We start from the raw sequence: 24,134 nt of genomic DNA on the forward strand, positions 1-24,134 counted from the left end.
ATGCGTCTCCCTTTGATACAGAATTCCCTCGAACTGGGGCCCCCGGACGACTATTTTAATGGCCGATCCTCGGCGGACATTTGCATCCCGAGTAATATCATCCTATTTTCTCGACGCTCGTCGCAAGAACTGCAACGCCGGAGCTTCGATGCCTATCCCCATCATCGATTTGTCCTCATCTTTAACCTGATGACTGAGGGAAGCGTTACGGTTGACGGGATTCAATGGCGGATCCGCCCCGACCAAGGATTTCTGATTTTCCCCTACCAGTTCCACTACTATTCCGATATCTCCGAGTCGAATATCGTATGGCTTATCCTCACGTTTGAATTGCAGAACCCTGTGGTGATGGAGTCGTTTCGTAACCAGCTCATCAACCTGGATTCAGACGCGATCGAACAGTTGAATCTGATCCTTCAAGATTACCGCGAACCGGACACCCCACAGACCAATCGCCGTCTGATCATCAAATCGGCTGCCCTCATCAACCACCTCCGAGAGCGCCTCCAAGGCGGGCCCAAAGTCGCGATTGCCCAGCAATCAACCGCAAGACGCGCATCGACCGAATTGATAAACTCAATACAGGAGTTCCTCACTAAAAACTCCGACACGTTGCAGAGCGTTTCGGACATTGCTCGGGCCTTGCATATGTCCGAAAGCAACCTCCGAGCACACTTTCGACAGCACTTCAATGTTAGCCTGGGCGCCTACTTGAAAAACTACCGGGCCCATCAAGCCATCCTCTACCTGCAAAACCCGAATCTCAGCCTTACAGAGATCGCCTTCGAACTCGGCTTCACTACCTTATCCGCGTTCTCCCGTTTTTTCAGCAATTCCATCGGCGAATCCCCTCGGATATACCGCAAGCGATTTACACGACCAAACAAATGACAATGAAGTATCTCTGCAAGCCGCGGAGCGACGCCAAATTCGCAAAAGATTAAGGAATCTGGGCAGAGGATTTTGATCACGGATTTCACAGAGGACAGGGATTATCTTGAAACAGGTCATTCGCATGGGCCTCTAATCATCCATATGTGCCAGACGATACCAACCAATTGCAGCACAGACAGAATGCCTGTACTAAAATACAAAAAAGACCCTCGCGGTTAAACGAGGGTCTCGAAAGTTAGACTTAATTTTATCCGACTAGAAGCGGAAGGTATTCGTCAGGAACCACTGCTGCTCCACTGGGATCCGCACGTAGGTAACAGCTCCATCCGGGTTGAACTCGATTGGAATATCCTCGGATCCGTTTTTGCGGTAGAGGTTACGAGCGTTCAACTGGATGCTCCAGTCTACTTTGCCGTCCATGATCGGACGGCTGTAGCGGAAGAAGATGTCACCGTTAATGTCGTCTGGACCGAACCAAGGATTAGCCACATCGGGAATGACGTCGCCATCTGCGTTGAGCAAGTTCGGGTAACCGCCGGCCACTACGTCTTGGTAACGAAGGCTACCTCCAAATTGAACACCCTTGAGTGCTCCGTCTAGGATGTCGTAACGGCCTGTGACGTTAATGCGCCATTCGCGCTGCTCTGGTAGTTGCGTGCCATCGAGCGCCTTCGCCAAGGTAATTGGGCGGAGCACTTGATTATTGAAGCGCTCACCGATCTGGTCAGACTCACGTTGGAAGGGTGAACCACGCAGATCCCAAAGGCTGTATCCAAACGGGCCAATTGGTCGCTGCAGGCGTGCCGCTTGCTCGAGTGCGAGTGCTCCTGCAATCGGACCAGTATTCGAAGTAACGGACGTCTGCTGGGCCACATTGGCCGACAGTGTCAGGTTCTTCGTAACTTGCCCAACAATGTCTATTTCCTTGCCCTTAGAAACGAAGTCGCGGGTGGAGTTCAAACCCGGTTGCGGGTCGACTAGGTCCACACGCTCGCCGCTTTCGAGCGTTTCAACTCGATGATTACGCAGGGCTTGCAGCTCTGGAAGCACCGCATCAACGATCGCATCATAATATTCTTCGAAAGAGGTTGCTCCAATAAGGTCTGCCCCCGTGCCACTGAGTCGCTGACGATTGTCCGGAGACGTGTCAGGCTTTTTGGCCGCATCGTTATCCAAGATACTACCGGGAGTTGAGTAATTACCCGGGTTAGCGAAGAAATCCGCGTAATCTCCAGTCACGTTTGGATCGGGAGAGTATCCGTCGGGGAACAGGAGCGTAGACGGATCGTTCTCAGCCGATGTAATACGGTCTAGGTAGAACCCAATACGACCTCCTATCTGGGAGAGACCACCATTCAGGTTTGTCCGGTCGTTTTGGAGAGCCGTTTCGAACTCGTTGTAGCGGACCGAGAGGCGACCTTCTAGGAACGTCATCTGAATTCCCTTCTCTTCCGTGACGCCCAATGGAGGAGGCAACGGCTGGTTAAGGATGTTCACCGATACACCTGCAGGCTGAAAGCTGTCTGCCTCGTAATAGTGAGCCTGCAAGTCCATTCCGAAAGGAAGCTCGAAGAGGTATTCCTCGGGGAACTTTACGACCAAGCTCTTCGTGCTCGTGTCTCCCGAATTAATGCTATCAGGCACCATCGGGAAGTAGAGCAGGTCCGTGTTGTAGCTCCCGTCAACTTCGTTGACGCCTGGCAAGTCGAGTCGGGTCGCTCCATCAGGACCCGCAGCACCGTAACCGCCAGGGTTCGGAGCAAGGTAAGCATCCTGTGTATCCGAGCGCTCTGCGTAGAGAGCGACAATGTTACCGCCAAGGAAGGAGCTCTGTAAGCTCCACGCTTCCGACTCCAACTGGCTCTTGTTGTAGGTGGCATTGCCTTCATTCTCAATGATGCGCCAGATCGCCTGCGTGTCCGCCTTATCACGGTTGTTAAAGTACCAAATACCGTACTCGTCCCCAACCTTTGGGAAGGGGGTTTGAAGATAACCCGATATACGAACGTCGTCCGCACTAGTGAAGTTGCGAGCATCCGGTCCTAGGTAAACCTGTGTCTTGACGATACGACGGAAATTGTCGCTAAGACCGTTGGAGATAAAAGCTTCACCAGGCCAATCACTGTTGTCAGCCCACCAAGATCCACGGACTTGCCGCGTCAGGTTGATGTTTTCGCGATCCTCGTAGAGCCCCGTGAAGGTATGCTTGCCCAAGATCTTCGCCAAACCATCGTTCTGCATGAAGTTCTGAAAGTCAACTGACGCAAAAGCGGTCGCACGGAAGGTATCCTGCTCGTTGACCCGAGTGCGCGAGAAGTTGTCGTTCCAGCGGATAACCGGACGGCCCAAGTTCTCGTTGAACAAGCGGTCTGCTACTCCGTCGAAATCGGAATCCCCGGGAGAGAGATTCTGGGAGAGATCCAATTGGATCGCCTTCCGGTCTCCTTGGTCGAACGGAGTGAACTCGAACTGGTCGCGTGACTGCGAATCGAACGCCACTTCGATACCGGCGGCGCCATTGAAGAACTCCTGCACTAGGAACACCTGGTTCATGTCGAACTCCGTCACGATGCTATTTGTCGTTCCCATGAACAAATTATTGTGATAGTCAAAAACATCCCGATTCCGGAGCGACTTGGACGAGAAACCGGTTCCTCCCGTTGCCGATCTAGACCAACGCACGTCCTGCGTCGCAAAGCCTCTCGGACGCCAACGGCCCATGATTCCCTGGATACCAAATCCTCCCAGTGCTTCGCTCAATAGTGGATCATTATCCCAACCGGGAACTTGGTCAGCTGGCGAATTGAAGTTGATCGCAGGGAAAAGGAAGTACGGAGTTCCGTTGCTACTACTCAACCGTCCGCCTTGCGTAGGGTCGTTTTGGAACGGGTCGCCTCGCTTGAACCGATCAACCGTCGTGCGAGGCACAAACATACCTTCCTGAGCGATAAACTCTTCCCGAGTCCCTGTAAAATTGTCCGGAATTGTTTCTATCCCAGAGTCCAGCAGAGCCGCCACATTGGCTTGCGTCAGAGTACCGTTGTCGACGTCAGCGAGGTCGGTTCCGGGTACTGAGAAAATACTATTGATTTCTTCCTGAGTGCCGAGACCGTTCCACCAAGATGAAAAAGAGTCCGTTGGAGGAATGACGTCAGGCGGGTTCGCGTCTATCTTGCCACTCTCGTAACTGCCGCGAACCGATGTGCGGCCCAGCCAGTTCGAATTCTCATTCTTAAAAATCGTCGCTTCCCAAGCCATATACACGCGAGTATCGTCTGTGAAAGCCGGGTCCTGCTTGTACTTCTGCGCTTCGGTCAATCCGGCGATGCGGATTGCTAAGCGATCATCGACCAGCGTACGAGCCAAGTCGAAAGTGCCACGCATTGAGCCGCGATGATCAAACCGGAACGCCACCTCTGAGGTATCCTGCCCGATGTAGGCACGCTTCAAGTTGTTGTTGATTACTCCACCAGGGGAGCCCAGTCCGAACAGAATAGAGTTCGGTCCGCGGTTCACCACCACACGCGATGTGTTGTAGGAGTCAAACGGGATGTCCGTCTGAAAGTAGTCACGAGTCAAGTTCGCACTAACCAAACCGCGGACACGCTGTCCACGCTGGGGATTAACGCGGGACTCGACTGTGCCGTTGCTACCATCGGAGTTGGAGTAGTTACCCAGAACCCCGCCAACTTCCATGTTGCCCACAAACTGGAGCAACGACTCGCCGTCGGTCGCTCCGGTGTCCTGCATGAACTCTTCGGTGATGACCGCGATGGACGCACCCAGGTCGCCAATGTTAGAACGAACTCGCGAACCCGCAAGGGTTGTTGTGGCACGATAGCCGACGTCCTCAGCGGCGTCGACCGCGAAGGGGGACAACTCGATGACATCGTCGTCGTCCTGGGCTTGCACAAGCAGACCCGTAGTTAAAAAGCCAGCTAATGCTAGCCTAGTCATATTCATTTTCATCATACTGTGTTGATTTCTAGGTTGGTTTGAAATGAAACTCAGCCCCTCCTAAGTGGGGTCGAGTACGAAGCCAGCCTGCGCCAGCTACTTCACTCTTATAATTGCGAAAGAGCTCTAGAGGTGTGGGCTCTAGATGTGTGGGCTCTTATCAGGGGTGTGGGTACTAGGTTAGTTAAAAAAATACATCGACCTCCCCTAGAAAACGCAAATCAACAATGATCATTCAGATCAGGGGTCGTTAAAATTTACGAAGGGAAAGGCGGATAAAAGGAAATAGATTAAATAGGGGTTGTTAGTGTAGTTTAAAAACCTTTGAACGTGAGCTTTTCACATATTGGTTTTCTTAGCTTTTTCGACTGAGAATTGGTTAGTTTGTATCGGATACTGCCTCCAGCTTCTTTAACTGAAAACGAAGTTTGAACTTTAATCCGTCAGAATCTGTCAGCGGATCTAGAACGGTCAAGTTTTAAAGTGCTAACCAAACGAATTCGATCACGCATGAACGGACACATCAGCGTCCTAACCCCCGCACTTTCAGCTAATAGTCTAAGATTAAAGAAAAGCGATAGATCCTAGCCTTAACGCTGAAGAGCACGGTCTATTCCGTACTTCCATCGGGGTTTTGTATTGTAATGATAACAACCATCCATATCGAACTGTCATTCTGTCAGCTGACATCTAACCTAATGGGCATCAATCCAGAAGATCTTCCGCTCCTGGGAGCACCTTCTCAGCGAGAACAAGCGAAGGAGCGAATGAAAAGCCTCATTCAAAGAGGTAAGCTTTCAAGTCAAGGATACCTTCCCTCTATTAGGGAAGCTGCTAATTTAATTGGCTTTAACCGCGACGCTGTTTGGAGAGCCTACATCGCTCTCGAGAAAGAAGGCTACATAGAAACTACCCCCAACAAACGATACATAATCCATCCGGCTGTCAGAAACTCTCGCCTCCGCACCCTCGATGTTCGGCTCATAACCGTCGGCGAAGACTAGATACGATTTTCAGGTTTGCAGCGATTTCACAAAACCCTCGTCGAAAACGAATCCCTTTACGGCATTTGCACTCATTTGAAGTGCATTGTTGACGCCAATCAGATCAAGGCCGAATGGCTCGAAGGAATGGATGGCCTCATTTTAGGAGGCTACTTCGAGCATTCAAAAGCATTGGAAACGCTAACCAAAGGTATCCCGCGAATCGGAGTAATCACGTCTCAAGATTGGACTCCCGATTTCGCAATCGATACTGACAACCGACTGGCTGGCGAGTTAGCAGCCATCCGTCTAATTGAAGCGGGAGCCAAATCGCCTTGTTTAGTCGCCTACGCAGAACACGACTCCCGGCACACTCTACGCAAACTTGGCTTTCAAGCTAAATGGGTCGAAAGCGGTCGATCGCTTGAAAAAATAAAGGAGTATTGGATAAACCCTTCCAATGCCTACCAGCGAGTCGTGGAGCTCGAGCGCGAAGCACGAACCATGCAAGGTTGCGACTCAGTATTCTGCCTGGAAAAGGAAAGTGCCATCGACCTTCTCGATATTCTGGAGCATCAAAGCGTAAAAGTCCCGGATTCCATGAAAGTGATAAGCGTAGATGGCACCTTCAAGGGTCTCAAAACAAAGCCGAATCTCACCTACGTTAAGCAAATGTTCAAAGACATGGCATCCATCGTAGCCGAAAAGATGCGTCTACTTTGCACTTCTGACGAAAAGGACCCGAAATCGAAAACAAAAAAAGTCCTCGTCGCTCCTCATCTGATCGTGCGACAATCCGCATAAGACCCGACCACTCGAAACGCCCTCCAGCATATTTTCGCATCCCAAGCTGTCCAAACCCCTTTTATGAATCAGGAATGACATAAATAATTTCAGCCATGGTTCCATATCCAACGGCCTCTAAAATCCAATGAAAACGACTACCTTTCTCAAATCCCTCCTACTTCTCCTAATCGGCTCCAGCGCCCTTTTCGCCGCAGATCGCCCCAATATCCTTTGGATAACGAGCGAAGACAATAGCCCGGATTACCTGGGATGCTACGGCGACCCACATGGGAAGACACCGACCATCGACGGTCTCGCGGCTAAGGGGATTCTGTACAAGCACGCCTACGCTAACGGAGCCGTTTGCGGCCCCGCTCGTACGGTACTCATCACAGGAATGTATCCACCCACGTTCGGCGGGGAGCACATGCGTAGCCAAGCAGCGCTTCCCTCGCATGTGAAGATCTATCCGCAATATCTGAAAGACGCGGGGTACTATGTCACCAACAACAGCAAGCAGGACTATAACATAGACCAAAATACGCCGGGGTGGGACGAGAGCAGCCGCAATGCCCACTGGAAAAACCGGCCAAAAGGGAAGCCCTTTTTTGCCATTTTCAATACCAACCTGACTCACGAGAGCTCGCTCCACCCATCTCGCAATACGTTGAAACCCGGAATCCCACTGGACCAAGTTCGCGTCCCCGCCTACCTTCCGGATACGGAAACGGTGCGCGATCGAATCGCTTCGTATTACACGCGGATTCAGGAGATGGATAGTTTCGTCGCCAAGCAGCTCAAGGATCTGGAGAACGCCGGTCTTGCGGAAGATACCATCGTGTTCTACTATTCAGATCATGGCGGTATCATGCCTCGTAGCAAACGCTTCGTCTACGACAGTGGCACGCATGTGCCCCTCATCGTACGGTTCCCCAAAAAATGGGCTCACCTTTCGCCTCATAAACCCGGCACCCAAACCGATGAACGGGTAGGGTTTGTCGACTTCGCGCCTACCCTGCTCAGCCTGATAGGAGCAGACATTCCCGTCCACATGCAGGGCCGGGCGTTTCTCGGAGAAAAAACGTCCCCAGCACCTAAATACGCCCACACATTTCGAGCCCGAGCCGACGAGAGAATCGATTTCAAACGCGGTGTGACCGATGGTCGCTACAACTACATCCGCAACTACCTCGCCTACCTTCCAACAGGACAGCACGTCAACTACCTCTGGGACAACCCTGCCACCGGAGAATGGGAAGCATTGTTCAAACAGGGTAAAACCACAGCCGCCCAAAGCGCGTTCTTTCTGCCGGCTCCAATCGAGGAGCTATTCGACCTCGAAGCCGACCCCGACGAGGTCAACAACCTCGCCAATGACCCCAAGCATCGCGAAGTCCTGCTACGCATGCGAAAGGCCAACCGCGACCATCTTCTCAAGACTCGCGACACGGGATTTATCCCTGAAGCGCTACTCGTTGAATGGAGTCGAGGCTCTGGAAAGACACCCTATGACATCGCCCGGGACGACGTGCAATACCCTCTCGCGGAAGTAATGGACGCCGCCGAAGCCCTGCTCGATCGAGGAGAAAAAGCCCTTCCCAAACTAACCCGCTTGCTCGGGGATAAGAATCCAGTTGTCCAATACTGGGCCTTAATCAACTGCATGGTTTTGAAAACGGAAGACGAGAGAGCAACAAGGCGCATACAGGCGTTGACTCGGAGCCCGATCGCCTCCACCCGAATCGCCGCGGCCGAGCACTTGGCTCGACTCGGGAAAAAAGATCCTCGTCCGGTTCTGAACGAAGTCTTGCTTAACAATTCCAACGTCATGGCTCGCCTCCAGGCCATCAACGCCCTGGACCACGTAAGCGAAGCCTATCCCTACGATCAAAGTGTATTCAAAAAGTCAGCTGCTATCTGGCCTTCGGACGCCAAGAGCTTGACTTCAGCGGGCTGGATGGGCCGCTACAAAGCCTACGACGTCCGGGTGATGGAGTTCCTGGAATCGAAGTAGGGGTTTGGGCAGCGGGCGATCCCCGAGCGCCCGCAACCAGATTCGACATCGAACCAAGCTCCAACGGATCTACCCAAAGAAAATAATGGTTCGAAAGTAGGGCTCGACGGCCCGGTAAGCCGCGTTGTCCTGATCTTCTTACACAACGAACTGGGATAGTGTTTATGGTATTAGACTTTGGGGCGGACTCGGGAAAGTCTCGCCCTACCATTTAAGCGGAATTCAAGGCACCCTATGTCAGAATATCGCCCACAACCCGAGCCTCTTCCACGCCTGTTAGGCGCTGGTTGAGACCTCTGAACTTGTAGGTGAAACGCTCGTGATCGATTCCCATACATTTCAAAATGGTCGCATTAAGGTCGCGAATGTGCACTCCATCCTCCACGACGTTGTAGGCCCAGTCATCGGTCAATCCGTATTCAAAGCCTCTTTTCACACCGCCGCCCGCCATCCAAATGGAAAAACAGCGCCCATGGTGGTCTCGGCCTGCTCTCGCATCGCCCAGCTTCCCTTGACTGTAGGCCGTACGGCCAAACTCGCCTCCCCATATGACTAAGGTTTCGTCTAGGAGCCCGCGCTGCTTGAGGTCCTTAATCAAAGCCGCCGATGGCTGGTCCACGTCGCGGCACTGCTTGGGTAATTGTGTCGCGAGTTTCTTGTGCTGATCCCAGCCCCGGTGAAACAGCTGCACAAACCGAACTCCTTTTTCCGCCATACGACGCGCCAGAAGACAGTTAGCCGCAAAGCTTCCAGGCCTGCGCGATTCCTCTCCAAAAAGTTCGAACGTAGACTCGGGTTCATCGCTCAAATCCATCAAATCCGGAACCGACGTCTGCATGCGATAAGCCATTTCATAGGCGTCGATGCGGGCGTGAATTTCCGGATCTCCCACCTGCCTAGAGTGGGCTCGGTTAAGGGTTTCTAAACGATCCAACGCCTTTCGCCGCTGCCCGCGATCCACTCCGGGAGGATTTTGCAGAAAGTAAACGGGGTCCGTACCGGACCCCAGCTTGACGCCTTGGAAACTAGATGGCAGATAGCCATTCCCCCATAAACGGGAAAAAAGCGGCTGACCGGGGTTCTTACCCGACCCCTGCGACAACAATACCATATACGCCGGAAGATCCTGATTATCACTACCCAATCCGTAACTGAGCCAGGACCCCAAACTCGCATGACCCATTTGTTGCGATCCCGTATTGATGTAGGTTACCGCAGGATCATGGTTGATCGCTTCCGTATTCATTCCGCGGATAATGGTGATATCGTCCGCCACCTTTTGAGTGTAAGGAAGAAGATCGCTGATCCAGGCTCCATTTTTGCCGCACCGTTTGAAATCCCAATGGGGCGCCACAAACGGATAACTCGACTGATTCTGAGTCATGCCTGTTACCCGCTGGTTTCCACGCACTGAGTCGGGAAGCTCAACCCCATGCAGATCCCGCATGCTTGGCTTGTAGTCGAATAGATCGATGTGAGAAGGTCCACCCGACTGAAACAGGTAAATCACTCGCTTCGCCTTCGGGGCAAAGTGTGGCAAATTTCTCAGCAATGACGAATCACCCCCCTCCGACTGATCCAGTTCCCTGCCTCTCAGAAGCCGTGGTAGAAGTAAAGACCCCAACGCCATGCCACCCAGACCTCTTCCCATTTGGCCAAAGAGCGAACGTCGCGTTAGCTTACGATGAAAGTCGATGAATGGGTCCATGTTATTCGTGGGCTAATGCTTGCGGTTGCCAAATATCGATCGATTCGAGAGTAAAGTCCATCATGGTCATCCCTTTGTCACGGCCTCGCTTAGATTGAAAATCAGATTGGCGATCACGGAAAAGGCCGCGTGATCGGCTACATCTATGCGGCCGTTACGCATCGCTTCTCCCACTCCAAGAACGGCCAGGGCCGCTTCCTCGTTTCGCTCGAAATAGACCCGCTGCTCTTCTAGCGCTTTGACCAATTCCTCCAGTTCATCATTGCGTGGCAACCGACTGGTTACGGTTTCGAAGGCCAAGGAAACGCGATCCCTATCCGCAGCGTCAACCAGCTCTTGCAATATCCGCTCTGCGAATACGCGCCCCGCTTCCACAAATTGCGGGTCGTTTAACAGAGTCAGCGCTTGCAGAGGGGTATTTGTCGTCTCACGTTGCATGACGCAAAGCTCCCGATTCGGGGCATCAAACGCCATCATTGATGGCGAAGGACTGGTTCGTTTCCACAAGGTGTAGAGACTTCTTCGGTACAAATTACGACCCTGATCTTGGACAAATACCTGAGTTAAATCTTTGACAGAACCGTAGTGGCTGATTTCGCGCCATATCCCTCTAGGTTGGTACGGTTTAACGCTAGACCCTCCAATCCAATCATTGAGAAGCCCGCTAGCCTTTAGGGCGGTGTCGCGAATAAATTCACCATGCAGTCGAAAACGGGGCCCTCTCGACAACAAGCGATTCTCAGGATCAATGGATCTTTGCTCCTCGGTAACTTCTGATCGCTGTCGATACGTTTGCGACATAACAATCTGCTTAACGAGGGCCTTTACACTCCAGCCGTTTTCAATGAAGTCAACTGCAAGGTAATCGAGCAACTCTGGATGGCTCGGCCATTCTCCCTGGGCCCCAAAGTCAGCAGAGGTGGACACGAACCCATTGCCGAAAAAGAGTTGCCAAATCCGATTTGCTGCTACTCGACTCGTCAGGGGATGACTGGGGTCGGTGAACCAATCGGCGAGCGCGCGACGATCGCCGGGGGCGGCTTCAGGTAAAGGAGGAAGAAAAGCAGGTACGCCCGGCTCGACTTCTCGACCCGGCTGATCATAACTACCACGATTTAAAATATACGTCTTTCTGGGATTCTTAGCCGTATCCATTACTTGGACAGGATACGCCTCGGTCATCTCACCGAGACGTCTACGATAGGTGGCAATATCGGTATTCAAACTCTCTAGCTCAGGATCATGTAGTTCGTGATAATTTGCGATCTCCACGATCTCACTTTGGGTTCGCTCCTTGGTAGGTTTGTTCAATATACGCTGAATCGGGGAAGGGATATTCGTTCCATCGTCCTTGCCCGTCATCGCCATCATTTTAAAATACCCCGCATTGGCGATCTGCTGAAAGTTTACCATAATGGAGAAATAGGGAGCCTCTCTTGGGTCTACCGGCTTTTCAAACGTGAGGGTTAAATGCTGCGACTTTCTGACCTGTCCTAGGGGCGACCACGCCGTGGGCCATCGGGGGTCCAGTATTGCCCGGGCCGGATAGTCTTCATGGGAGTAGCTCGCGGTCGCATCCTTGAGAGCAACCTCGCTATTCAGGTCGAAGTCCGCAACGGGCACCTTCCCTGCCGAGACGGAAACGGCAGAAACTCCAAACGCTCCCAATTCGTCTTCCTTGCCATAACCCAAGGATCCTTCGTTTACCTCGGGATGCGGCAAGAATTCGATGCGAAGACCCGTTATCAGAGAATCCGGATCTTCTTTTAGCGAACAGGCAAATGAATAAAAAGTGCCTCCCGGCGCGATCGATTGCTGCTTCAGAAACACGGCCACTTCTTCTTGAAACTCCACCATAGAAGGGGGGATATTCGGATTATTGACCATTAAAGGCTTAAATTCATGGAATGCCAGATCCTGACCGAGTTGCTCCAAGCTCTCTCGCTCCCTAGATTCCCAGTCGCTCCGCAATCTCGACGCTCGCTTCTGCCTTTCCAATTTCAGGAACTCAATCGTATCCCGTACCGTATCCACATTTTTATGATGTAACGGAGACTTCGCATGGATAATCGGTTCCGCATTCTTGCCACCCGCGCCATCAATCCCCTTATCGCTGAGAGTATTGAAGTAAGCGAACATACGGTAAAAGTCTTCCTGCGAGATCGGATCGTACTTGTGATCGTGGCACTGCGCGCAGGCCATCGTCAGCCCAAGGAACGCTTCCGAAGTCGTCTTCACTCGGTCCACCGCATAGTTGGTCAAATTCTCCAGCTTTATAGTGCCACCCTCCGCGGTGATCATATGATTGCGATTGAACCCAGTAGCCACGATCTGTCCTTGAGTCGCATCCGGAAGCAAGTCTCCCGCTAGCTGTTCCCGCAAAAAGACGTCATAGGGCTTATCCTCATTATAGGCCTGAATCACCCAGTCCCGCCAAACCCACATTGTGCGTGCGCCATCCCGGGAATAGCCATTCGTATCCGCATATCGGGCCTGATCCAGCCAGGCGAGTGCCATCCGCTCGCCATAGTGAGGCGAATCGAGAAGCCGATCTACCAGAAGCTCATACGCATCTGGACGGTCATCATCCAGAAACTGATACAACTCTTCCAGGCTTGGCGGCAAGCCCGTCAAATCATAGGACAAACGGCGAATCAGCGTCCGCTTGTCCGCTGGCTCGCTCGGAGAGAGCCCTTCCGATTTCAGTCGAGCCAGGACAAATCGGTCGATCGCGAATCGATCCCAACCAGCTCTATCTGCGACCGGAGGCGCCGCCTTTCGAGGGGTCTCAAACGCCCAATGGTCCTGGTACTTAGCGCCAGACTCAATCCATCTTTTGATCGTTCCTTTTTGGGTTTCGCTCAGATTGAAATGGGAATCCGGGGGCGGCATGATAAGATCGGGGTCGTCGCTCACAATCCGCTTCCACGCTTCGCTTTTCTCAGGAGAACCCGCAACTAAGGCAAACACTCCCCCATCGCGCTCAGAGAAAGCGCTTTCAGGCAAATCAAACCGCAGCTCCGCTTCGCGAGAGTGCTCATCGGGCCCATGGCAATTGAAACAAGTCTCCGAAAACAGGGGGCGGATATCGCGATTGAATTGAACCTCTCCCTGAGCAAATTCCACCGTCCCGGGACTATCCTCACGTTGAAGCAAGACGATCGCGCCTGAAACCAGGACGAGCATTAGAATCAATCCAGCTAGCTTACTTTTCATCGGGTATCGAAAAAGAAACCGCTTACCCGCTTTACAGGCAAGTCAATTGGACCGCACCGAGCGGATTGCCCGCCATTCAATATTGACCCTCGACCAAGCTATTCTAACGTAACCCCTCTTTCAATCTCATCGATAATCTAGCTTAACCCCGAATATGAACCGCCAACTCATTTGCTGCGTACTTTGCCTCACTTCGATACTTGGAGTCGTTTCTTTGAGTGCCAAGGTCTCAACCCCGTCAATTTTCGGCGATCATATGGTTCTCCAGCGCAACCACGACAATCCGGTTTGGGGCTGGGCAGACGCGGGCGAGAAGGTAACCATCTCGATCGGCGGCCAAGCACACACGACTAAAGCGGATCGAGATGGCAACTGGAAAGTGACCCTAAAGCCAATTCCTGCCGGCGGGCCGCACCGCTTGACGATCAAGGGCAAAAACACGATCACTTTCGATGATGTACTGGTAGGGGAGGTCTGGATATGCTCAGGGCAGTCCAATATGGCTTGGCAGGTGCAGAATTCATATGACGGAGACTTAGTAGCCCTGACCGCAAACCACCCCGAGATTCGACTGATTTCCGTTCCGCAAGTGGGAACTCAAGAACCGCAGAAGGACTTCGATGGCGAGTGGGCCCACGCTGCTCCCGATACCGTGAAGGACTTTTCCGCTGTCGGCTATCGCTTCGGCCTACAACTGCATCAGGCATTGGGGGTCCCAGTTGGACTTATCGACAATGCTTGGGGAGGCTCCGCCGCCGAAGCCTGGATACGACGCGATGTCCTTAGCAAAGACAAACGCTACTCTGAATTGCTTGACAGGTGGAAGGAAACGGAAGCGACTTACGATCACGCAAAGGCGGTCGCGGACTACGAAGCGAAAATCACCAAGTGGGAGAAAGGGGGAAGCCAAGGCACTCGCCCCCGAGTCCCACGCAATCCCCTCGAAGGTCAGCATCGTCCCGCCAATATCTACAACGGCGTTTTGAAACCGACCATTGGATACGGAATCAAAGGGGCAATATGGTATCAGGGCGAAGCCAATGCGGGCCGGGCCTACCAGTATCGGCACCTTTTCCCGCTTATGATTCAACATTGGCGGGACGAATGGGGCCAAGGCGATTTCCCGTTCTACTACGTTCAACTCGCCGATTTTAGAGACAGGGTTTCGGAGCCTCAAGAGGCGGACTGGCCGGAACTGCGCGAAGCCCAAACCATGACGATGGACAAGCTCCGCAACACGGGCCAGGCCGTCATTATCGACGTCGGCGAAGGCCGCGACATTCACCCGCGCGACAAACACACCGTCGCCAATCGACTGGCCAGGTGGGCACTGGCCCGAGACTATGGAACAGACGTCGCCCACCAAAGCCCACGGTACAGATCGATGAAAGTTAACGGCTCGAAAATCTCAGTTGATCTTGACCATGTCGGTGCCCGCGGCCTTTACACTTTCGACACCCGTGAGCCGGTTGGCTTTTCCATCGCCGGAAAAGACCAGAAGTTTTTTTGGGCCTCCGCCCGTATTGTGGACAAGGATACGATAGAAGTTTGGAGCGATTCGGTGGAAAATCCAGTTGCGGTACGATATGCCTGGGCCAACAACCCCGATTGTAACGTGTTTAGTCGGGAAGGTCTCCCAGCAACCCCGTTCCGCACCGATGACTGGCCCGGTGTAACGGCTAACGTCCAGAAATAGAAAACCCAGATCGTCCGCTACCTTTGAAATCCTAGCCGATTCGGTCTACCCGATTCACTTGGTAGAATCGAACGGAAAGAACGCTTACCAGTTTGCCAACAGGTGTTTGTTTCCCTACCAATTTTCCAACGCTGCGCGAGGATCGATACCATTCCAATACGTCCAACAAAGCCATTATTCGCAGTAATGAGCCCATTGCTCGCCCTCTCTCCTTACAGCCACAGCTTAAGGCCAATCTGGTGACAGAAAACACTAAGAAGGAGACGTGCACGCGGAGATCTGGAAGCAAGTCAACTTTCCGTCGGCACCGATCCTTTCTTCACAAGAGAGTGTCGAAAGCATCCAGCTAGCCCCCGGATTCCGACTGGAGCTCGTCGCTTAGGAACCACTCGAGAATGACCCAGTAACGATCGCCTGGGATAAGGACGGTCGGCTCTACGTCGTGGAGATGCGAGTCTACATGCTGGATGTCGGCAGGAATGGGGAGGAGGAGCCCATTGGACGTATGGTGGTTCTTAAATATACGGATGATGATGGCGTAGTGGACAAATCCACCGTTGTTATGGATGGTCTCGTTTTGCCTCGAGCCATCACTATTGTCAAAGGCGGCTTGCTTGTCGCCAAGCCCCCAACTATCAGGTTCGTTTGGCAGGGAGCGATGACAACCAATTCGACATTTCTCAGAGCCGCTCTGAAAAGAATATGAGAAGCGATGCCGAAGAGAACGCGAAATTCTTGTCATTGCCTATTTATGACGAAACATCTGGCTCAACGCGTATCCGGGGAGTGGATCTACTGGATGGGAGCATAAAGGACAAATTCAAAAAAGGTCTGGAAACCAACGAGATTCCGAATCCCCCTGCTGTACTAAAATCGCGCATCAACTACGATGGATCCAGCTTGCAGATTGAAATTCCTCCTCCTGGCTTCAAAATGGGCTTTCTGGTGGTCGCCGTGTTCATCTGGGTATTCGAACTGATTTTCCTCACCGCCTTTGCTATTCCATTTTTGACCCAAACCGATGTGCCCGGCTTTTTCCCGATTTTCGCCGCCATCTTTGGTTTAATTTTTCTGGGACTCCCCAAGTGGTTTTTAATTCGGCTAATTGGGATCACATTTGTCGCACCCAATCGGTATCCATCAGCAATGACACGCTCAAAGTAAGCAAGGGATGGCCCCTTCGGAAAACGAGAAGCATCTCTGCTAATGAGATTGAGGAGTTTATCATGCGGGTGCAGAAACCTGGAACTCGAGGCAATAAGGCTGTCGTGATAATCGGAGTATCGCTGGAGATCCAGGCAATATCCGATGCCGATCAGCTGTCGTTTGGAGCGGGATTGCCCCAGATGAGCTCGAATACATCTACGCCCTCGCAAAAGGAATTCTGGTTTCCTAGATCGCGAGGCATCCATTCTTCCCGATTCCAAAGCGACTAAAATCTTGCGCTCAATTGGCGAGACGCCAATAAACCACCTCCTTGAGCAAACAATCAGAACAACCCAAAAACGGTCAGAAATCGCTATCGCTGGGCGTCATATTCTTAACCATTTTCTTAGACCTCGTTGGGTTTAGTATCATCTTTCCCCTTTTTCCGTCTATTCTCGAGTACTATGGGCAAAGCGGACTGCTCAACAGCCTCACACTATTTCTGGACGAATTTTCTGCCGCCACCGGAGCCGGAGACCGCTTTACCCCGGTTTTATTCGGAGGAATACTGGGTTCGCTCTATGCCTTTCTACAATTTTTCTTTGCCCCGATTTGGGGCAGCCTTTCTGACAAGAAAGGCCGCCGCGCTATACTCCTCATTACCACTCTGGGGGTTTTCGCCAGCTATATTCTATGGGGGTTTGCGGGTAGCTTTCTAACATTGGTTATAGCCCGTTTTGTCGGGGGCTGCATGAGCGGCAACATCTCGGTCGCCACAGCGGCGGTCGCTGACATCACCACCAAAGAAAACCGATCCAAAGGAATGGGGATCGTAGGAGCCGCTTTCGGACTCGGGTTCATTCTGGGACCCGCTTTGGGAGGCTTCTTAAGCCAGTTCAATTTGCTCGAGTCCCATCCGGAATGGGCAAGATACGGAATCAACCCTTTCTCCGTCGTCGCTTTTGTGGCAGCGGGGCTTGCGTTGCTAAATTTCCTTTGGGTGAAGGCTCGATTTAAGGAATCCCTTTCAGACGAAAATCGAGAGAGTTCGGAATCCCGCAACCCGATCGCCCGCCTCACCGATAAGCTGCCTCCCGCTATCGGGAAAACCAATCTGGCCTACTTCGTCTTCATGTTCGCTTTCGCCGGAATGGAATTCACCCTGACCTTCCTCGGGGCGGATCGTTTTGGATTTAGTGCCACGCAAAACGCCTGGATGATGGTTTTCGTAGGCTTCGTTCTAGTTCTGGTCCAAGGTGGCATCGTGCGACGACTTGCTCCCAAACTGGGGGAAAAACGCGTCGCGACCACTGGCCTTCTACTGGTTGCGATCGGGCTCGTCTTTCTAGGGATCGCTTCGAGCGTTTCTGTTTTATATGTCGGACTTGCGTTTCTCGCGTTCGGTGTCGGCCTCGCCAGCCCAACGCTCACATCGCTCGTGTCTCTTTTCGCCGGCGAATCCGAGCAAGGGCGCGCCTTGGGGACCTTTCGGGCAATAGGATCCCTCGCTCGGGCGATTGGACCGCTACTCGCCAGCTTCGTTTTCTGGTGGTTCGGCTCACTCCAGCTCTACCTGGTGGGGGCCATAATCACCGTCGGCGCAGCTTTGCTTTGCAGTCGCCTGCCCAAGCCTGTTAAGGACTAGCCCTGCCGGCGCAGAAGCGCGGCACCCGCTCCATCGTGCCCCGCAATCCAGGGTTGGCTCGCGACCCGCTCGACCAAACTGAATCTCCGACCCATTTCCGACTCGAGGAAACTATTAACGACCCCTTCGTTCTCTTCGACATCAACACTGCAGGTACTATAGACCAGCAGTCCATTCTCACCCACCAGTTCGGAAGCCTTGGTCAACATTCTAAACTGCAAGGCTATCAGATCGGAAATCCTCTCGGTCGAAAGGCGCCATTTCGCATCCGGCTTCTTTTGCAGAACACCAGAATTACTGCATGGGGCATCCAGTAAAACGGCCTCGAACCGCCCCTGCTCTTTCTCGTCCAATTCAAAGAGGTCGGCCGCCAAACTCCTAAGCCTTCCAGATCCAAACCGTTTTACGTTGGTAAGGAGTCGCTCGAAACGGGGTCCGGGAAGATCAACGCAAACGATTTCCCGAATCGACTCCTCTAATATCTTCTCAAGGTAGAAGCTCTTGCCGCCAGGAGCCGCGCACAGATCAAGAATGCGGCCATCGTGAAAGTGCTTCACGATCAAGTTGGGCGCCAGTCTAGCTCCGGGGTTCTGAATATAGATAGATCCTGCCTGGAGGGCTTCTGCCAACTCGCTCCAATTCGTATCAGAGCCCTTTCGATAGGGATCCCAATCGGTTGACTGACCAATCGCAGCAGCCTTGGCACCCTCTAAAGGAAGAAAGTATATATCGGGCTCTTCTTGATTCCAACGCGCTAGACCGGACGCATTCTCGAAGCCGAATTGCTTGATCCAGCGGTCGATTAGCCAAGCCGGGTGGCTATACTGAATCGCCATCGAGAAGCAATCGGATGGAACCGTTTCTTTCGATTCTGCAATCCCTTGGGCCACTTTTCTCAGGACCGCGTTAGCGAGCGCCTTTTCGGATTTGCTGAATTTCTTGCCGATCCTGCCCACCGCATGGTCGACGATCTGGGCTGACTTTCCCGAGTTGGCCATAAGTTCATAGCTGGCAACCAAAAGCGCGGCCCACATTCCTATTCGAGGGCGTTTCCTCAGGAAAGCATCTAGATTTGACTCCAGAAAGGACCAATTTCGGACTACGCCGAACAAAAGGAACTGACAACGCCGTCGACTGCCCGAGTCCATCTTGGCTGGCAATCGCTCAAGCAAATGAGACAACCGTGCGGGTTTATTGAGAAATCTGCTGGTCAATTCGACCGCACAGCTCCAAGATGAGTCGTTCATTTGCAAGGGAGATGTTGTTGAGGGAATAGTCGCTCGTTGACAACTGCATAAAAAGCCGCCTCTCTTAAACCTTTAGTCTCATAACTTCAAATGAACGAAGAAGCCGTATTAGAACTCATTACGCGGAAACCCGAGCTTAAGCCTGCTAAGGCAAAGCTCGAGTCAATGCAGCCCGGACGCTACTGTATCCATCAAAGCTGGGGGTTTGGCCAGATAAAGGAATACGATGCTGCCAGCTCAAAGCTGATCATCGATTTCGAGGGTAAGGAAGGTCACCGGATGGATCCTGGCTTCTGCGTCGTCACGATGCAGGTCCTTCCTCCGGAGCATTTGCTCGCCCGCAAGGAGACCGAGCCAGATTTAATCACGGAGATGATTGCAAAACAACAGGCAGACCTCGTTGTGGAAGTCCTCAAGCAATATCCGAACGGAGCCACAAGCGCCACCGAGGTTGAGAGCATCCTTTCTCAAGTGATCGGTGATCCAGTCAAATTTAAGAAATGGTGGACCGCAACTAAGAAAATCCTGGCCAAAGATCCTCGAATCGCGGTCCCGCCGCGCAAAACCGGCATGTACGTCCTGCGGGACGAACCTGTCAGCATTGAGGACGAACTTTTGGAGGAGTACAATGCGACCCAATCCGCCAAACGGCGGGTAATCATCGCGGACAAGTTACTCGATGCGGTGACCGAAAATCCGGATATCAAAGAGCATCTTCCCGCCGTTCTTCATGGTTTAGCGACTGCCGTTAAAGAAAGTAACCAGCTTACCCCCGCGGAAAAGCTCAAGGGGGCTTGGATTCGCAATGATCTGGCTAAAATTCTCGAGGTAGACATTGCCGAGTTCGAACCGGCATTGGCAGATCTCGTAGGTGACATCGAAGGGCTCAATGAAATCCTAGATGACTTAGCGACCAATCTCCATACCCGAGCCTTAGAGCTCATCAAGGAGGCTCATCCAGCGGACTGGAAAGAAATTTCCTTCAGTCTGTTGAAGTCCAGCAGTGGGAAACTCACAACTGACTGCGTCAACTTCCTTTTGCTGAACGGTTTCGATCAGGATCTTCTCGAAACGTTCGAGCGCTGGCAGACCGAGCAGAACCTGAAAGAGCCCGTTCTGCTCTGGATCGTGAAAAATCGGAATTCCCGCAAGTTCGGAAATCTGGTTCGACCAATGATCAAGCCTCGCCTGCTCAATGCTATTTTCTATGCGATCGACTATGAGGCACTTCAAATTGTGACTTCCCGACGCATTCCTCTGGCTGATATCCTCAGCGAAGATACGGAGCTCATTCCAGACCTGCTCGCTGAAGCGGATTCGGAAACCGCACGGGACCTCGCCAACAATCTCTTGCTCAACCAAGGTTTTGAGGAATTAACGAAAAAGTCTCTGCTCGCTCGATTCATTAAGATATTCCCTGCCGTTCAGTCATTGCTGGAAACGGGTGCGGAAACCAGAGCGACCGGGCTCATAGTTTCCCGCGAAAGCTACGACAAGGCTGTGGCCGAGTACGACGATCTTGTCACCAAGCAGATTCCTGAAAACAGTAAAGCCATCGGCGTCGCACGCGAACATGGTGACTTGAAAGAAAATTCTGAATACAAGATGGCCAAGCAAGATCAGTCACTGTTGCTTGCACGACGCAACAAGCTTGAGATGGATCTGCAACGAGCAAAAATCACCGACTTTAGCGAGATCGGAACCGAAACGGTAGGCATCGGTAGCATTGTCAATCTCCTCGATGAAACGACCAATAAAGAGATTACTTATACCATTCTGGGGGCTTGGGACAGCGATCCGGAAAAGGAAGTCATTTCCTACAAAACGCCTCTCGGTGCTGCTCTGCTCGGCAAATCTCCTAGGGACGAAGTCGAACTTCATATCGAGGGAGTCGATAGCTTGCTAAAGATCATCTCAATCCAGCGTTTCGTTGACCAAGTCGCCAAGTAGAAAATCCACTGCCAAATCATTTTTCCCAAGCCGCGGTCCTCCAAAGGGATCGCGGTTTTTCTTGCTTGAATTGTTCGGGTCGAGTCCGTCTGAAGCGTTTTTTCCTTCTTATAATTACATTCTTAATTTTTACTTTCCCCATGAAACTGGCTTGGGATACTCTCAAAATCTTGGCAGAGCCCACACGGCTGCGTATTTTGGGGCTGTTGAGCCAGGAAGAGTTATCGGTCGCTGAACTACAAGAGGCTCTCAACATGTCGCAATCGCGGATTTCATCACAACTGGCCATTTTGAGACAATCTGAACTCGTCGTAGATCGGCGAGACGGGAAAAAGAATTTCTACTCAATCAAGACGTCACTTGAACAATGGGAGGCAGAACTGATTGAGGCTGCCATTAACTCTGTTTCAGGTTCCCCCGAACTCATCGAAGATAATGAGAATCTGGAACGAGTAATCCAGAAGCGCCGCAAAATCGCAGAAGAGTACTTTAACTTGATCGCTGGCAGGCTCGGCAAGAACTACTGCCCTGGACGTTCATGGGAAGGCATTGGCCATATGCTGTTGCATCTGGTTCCGAAAGTAGTCGTGGCTGATCTCGGAGCAGGTGAAGGAATGATTTCCCAGCTAATCGCGAGACAGGCCGAACAGGTCTATTGCATCGACAACTCCCCCAGGATGGTCGAGGTCGGGAAGGAACTCGCGGAAAAAAACCAACTGGAGAATCTCCAGTATTTGCTGGGTGACATCGAAGCCGTCCCGCTCGACGACGCGTCAGTGGATATCGCCTTGCTAAGCCAAGCCCTCCATCACGCCAATCGCCCAGAGAAAGCAATCGAGGAAGCCTATCGAATTACTAAACTGGGCGGCAGAGTTGTGATTCTCGACTTGAAGGAACACACATTCGAGAAGGCTCGAGAACTATACGCAGACAACTGGTTGGGATTCTCCGAAAAAAAGCTGCATTCTTGGCTAAAAGGAGCCAGCTTTGAGAATGTTGCCGTATCGGTCGTGTCCAAAGAATCGGGCGAGCCTGGTTTCGAGACCCTTCTAGCTACCGGTATCAAAAGATAGCTGTGCTGTTTTTTAGATAGTGGTCGCAATCTTGTCCTTAATAGAGGGACGCCATTCGCTCTTCATAAAACACCAGCAGATTTCCATAAATAGTTGTGCTGTCCGAATCGGACAATGCCATTTCCGCCAGATCTTTCGCCTCCTTGAGCGTCATGCTTTGCACAACAAACTTCACGTTCGGCAGCAATCCAGGTGCGATGCTTAACGACTCGATTCCCAATCCAATCAGCATGGGAACCAAAACGGGATCTCCCGCCATTTCGCCACAAATAGAAACTTCCCTGTCTCCCTCTCGACCTGCTTTGACGACCTGAGCCAAGGTCCGAATTACAGCCGGATGAGTAGGCTCGTACAGGTGAGCGACACGATCGTTTAACCGATCGACCGCTATGAGGTACTGTATCAGATCATTTGATCCTATACTAAAAAATGAGGATCCGGCTACCAGGGTATCGCAAGCGGTAGCGGCACTCGGAATTTCGATCATCGAACCCGCCGACAGGTTTTCATTAAAAGGAATACCTTCGCCGCGGAGCTGATCTTTGGCAATTTCAAGATATTCATTAGCCTGTTCCAGTTCAGCTGCGCCACTGATCATCGGATACATAATACGTATATCCCCGTGCGCGCTTGCCCTCAAGATCGCCCGCAATTGTGTCGTGAAAAATTCGGCATTGTCTAGGCAGTATCGAATCGCTCTGTAACCAAGAAACGGGTTCGACTCCCCTATCATTCCGAGTTCAGGAATGTTGGATATCTTGTCGCCACCTAAATCAAAGGTGCGTATGACGACCGGGAGCCCGTTCATTGTTTCCACCGTATTTTTGTAGGCCTCATACTGCTGGTCTTCGGTGGGGAGCACTTTGGAATTCAAAAACAGGTATTCCGTGCGGAAGAGCCCAATTCCATCTGCGCCAATATCGATCGCCCGCTTTGCTTCGTGTTCAGACTCTATATTGGCCATCAATTGTATCGGATGCCCATCCTTTGTCTGAGAGACGTTTTGGGATAACGCAATCAGCCGCTTCGTTATCGACGCGTGCTCGTCCTTGATTTTGCCATAACGATAGAGGGTAGCATCACTTGGGTTGACCACGACTCTGCCTTCAAAGCCATCCACCAAAACAATGTCATCGGGCTTGATCTGTTCGGACACGTTTCCCAGACCGACAACGGCTGGAATATTCATAGACCGAGCAACAATCACCGTGTGGCTCGTTTTGCCCCCCGCATCCGTTGCCAGGCCCAGCAGATGATTCTTGTCAATCATCGCTGAATCCGATGGCGCGATATCGTGAGCGACCACGACGTGCTTGTCGCTCAGCCGATCCGCGTTTTCGAGTGATTGCCCCGTTAAGTTGCTGATGAGCCGCCTTAGCACGTCTCGAAGGTCACTAGCACGTTCACGCAGGTACTCATCGTCAATCTGACCAAAAGCTTCGATGTACCGATTCCCAACTCTCCAAACACAGGACTCCACATTTTCCACGGAGGACTCCATCTCTCGAATCGTCTCGCCGATTAGCGCCTGATCTTCGAGCACCAGCAAATGAGCATCAAAAATTCTCGCCTCATCTTCACCTAGGCTCGCTTGAACTTCATCTCTTATCGCCTGGATCTGCATTCGAGTAGCGAGAAGGGCACTCTCAAAGCGCTCGGTCTCCGATTCTAAACGATCGGATGACACTTTGTATTTGGGAACGGATATCTTTTTCTCCCGCAGAAGCGACACCGGTCCATGAGCGATGCCCGGCGATGCGGCAATCCCCGTAAACTCCACTTCTTCTGCTTTATTGCTATCCATCGACTCTCAACGCGT

The 24,134-nt window shown here is 52.1% G+C and carries 15 protein-coding genes; 9 read left to right on the top strand and 6 right to left on the bottom strand.

Features of this window, described 5'->3' with window-relative positions; translation table 11 throughout:
• Positions 1-891, top strand: a complete 891-nt coding sequence (locus GA004_RS17550; protein ID WP_283395180.1) for a helix-turn-helix transcriptional regulator — start codon at positions 1-3, stop codon at positions 889-891.
• A gap of 258 nt (positions 892-1,149) precedes the next feature.
• Here GA004_RS17550 and GA004_RS17555 read toward each other — a convergent pair whose 3' ends face one another.
• Positions 1,150-4,857 carry a TonB-dependent receptor plug domain-containing protein gene (locus tag GA004_RS17555; RefSeq protein WP_283395181.1) on the bottom strand — a complete coding sequence of 1,236 codons (3,708 nt, stop codon included), beginning with the start codon at positions 4,855-4,857 and terminating at the stop codon, positions 1,150-1,152.
• A 638-nt stretch (positions 4,858-5,495) separates the two neighbouring features.
• Here GA004_RS17555 and GA004_RS17560 point away from each other — a divergent pair.
• The 3 genes from GA004_RS17560 to GA004_RS17570 all read left to right on the top strand — a co-directional run bounded on the left by GA004_RS17560 (position 5,496) and on the right by GA004_RS17570 (position 8,634).
• Entirely contained in the window at positions 5,496-5,855 is a 360-nt protein-coding gene (locus GA004_RS17560; protein WP_283395182.1) for a GntR family transcriptional regulator, read from the top strand.
• 15 nt (positions 5,856-5,870) lie between these two features.
• Positions 5,871-6,638, top strand: a complete 768-nt coding sequence (locus tag GA004_RS17565; RefSeq protein WP_283395183.1) for a substrate-binding domain-containing protein — start codon at positions 5,871-5,873, stop codon at positions 6,636-6,638.
• Between the two features lie 127 nt (positions 6,639-6,765).
• Positions 6,766-8,634: a sulfatase-like hydrolase/transferase gene (locus tag GA004_RS17570; RefSeq protein WP_283395184.1), complete on the top strand. Its 1,869-nt coding sequence runs from the start codon at positions 6,766-6,768 to the stop codon at positions 8,632-8,634.
• Positions 8,635-8,866: 232 nt separating this feature from the next.
• On the opposite strand, the gene GA004_RS17575 is transcribed toward GA004_RS17570, so the two are convergent.
• Positions 8,867-10,342, bottom strand: a complete 1,476-nt coding sequence (locus GA004_RS17575) for a DUF1501 domain-containing protein (RefSeq protein WP_283395185.1) — start codon at positions 10,340-10,342, stop codon at positions 8,867-8,869.
• Positions 10,343-10,408: 66 nt separating this feature from the next.
• Positions 10,409-13,558 carry a PSD1 and planctomycete cytochrome C domain-containing protein gene (locus GA004_RS17580; protein WP_283395186.1) on the bottom strand — a complete coding sequence of 1,050 codons (3,150 nt, stop codon included), beginning with the start codon at positions 13,556-13,558 and terminating at the stop codon, positions 10,409-10,411.
• Positions 13,559-13,712: 154 nt separating this feature from the next.
• On the opposite strand from GA004_RS17580, the gene GA004_RS17585 reads away from it, so the two are divergent.
• On the top strand, positions 13,713-15,254 hold the full coding sequence (locus tag GA004_RS17585; RefSeq protein ID WP_283395187.1) for a sialate O-acetylesterase: 1,542 nt from the start codon (positions 13,713-13,715) through the stop codon (positions 15,252-15,254).
• Positions 15,255-15,600: 346 nt separating this feature from the next.
• On the opposite strand, the gene GA004_RS17590 is transcribed toward GA004_RS17585, so the two are convergent.
• On the bottom strand, positions 15,601-15,996 hold the full coding sequence (locus tag GA004_RS17590) for a hypothetical protein (protein ID WP_283395188.1): 396 nt from the start codon (positions 15,994-15,996) through the stop codon (positions 15,601-15,603).
• On the opposite strand from GA004_RS17590, the gene GA004_RS17595 reads away from it, so the two are divergent.
• Both GA004_RS17595 and GA004_RS17600 read left to right on the top strand, forming a co-directional pair.
• Positions 15,990-16,418 (top strand): hypothetical protein, encoded by a 429-nt coding sequence (locus GA004_RS17595; protein ID WP_283395189.1) that lies wholly within the window; start codon positions 15,990-15,992, stop codon positions 16,416-16,418. The genes GA004_RS17590 and GA004_RS17595 overlap by 7 nt on opposite strands.
• A 313-nt stretch (positions 16,419-16,731) precedes the next feature.
• Entirely contained in the window at positions 16,732-18,045 is a 1,314-nt protein-coding gene (locus GA004_RS17600; RefSeq protein ID WP_283395190.1) for an MFS transporter, read from the top strand.
• Here GA004_RS17600 and GA004_RS17605 read toward each other — a convergent pair.
• On the bottom strand, positions 18,042-19,292 hold the full coding sequence (locus tag GA004_RS17605) for an RsmB/NOP family class I SAM-dependent RNA methyltransferase (RefSeq protein ID WP_283395192.1): 1,251 nt from the start codon (positions 19,290-19,292) through the stop codon (positions 18,042-18,044). The genes GA004_RS17600 and GA004_RS17605 overlap by 4 nt on opposite strands.
• A gap of 90 nt (positions 19,293-19,382) precedes the next feature.
• Here GA004_RS17605 and greA point away from each other — a divergent pair, with 90 nt between their 5' ends.
• Positions 19,383-21,242 (top strand): transcription elongation factor GreA, encoded by a 1,860-nt coding sequence (gene greA / locus GA004_RS17610; protein ID WP_283395193.1) that lies wholly within the window; start codon positions 19,383-19,385, stop codon positions 21,240-21,242.
• Positions 21,243-21,382: 140 nt separating this feature from the next.
• Entirely contained in the window at positions 21,383-22,315 is a 933-nt protein-coding gene (locus tag GA004_RS17615) for an ArsR/SmtB family transcription factor (RefSeq protein ID WP_283395194.1), read from the top strand.
• A 37-nt stretch (positions 22,316-22,352) separates the two neighbouring features.
• Here GA004_RS17615 and ptsP read toward each other — a convergent pair whose 3' ends face one another.
• Positions 22,353-24,119, bottom strand: a complete 1,767-nt coding sequence (ptsP, locus tag GA004_RS17620) for a phosphoenolpyruvate--protein phosphotransferase (protein ID WP_283395195.1) — start codon at positions 24,117-24,119, stop codon at positions 22,353-22,355.
• Positions 24,120-24,134 lie beyond the last annotated feature (15 nt).

This window comes from Candidatus Pelagisphaera phototrophica, assembly GCF_014529625.1.
Lineage (GTDB): Bacteria > Verrucomicrobiota > Verrucomicrobiia > Opitutales > Opitutaceae > Pelagisphaera > Pelagisphaera phototrophica.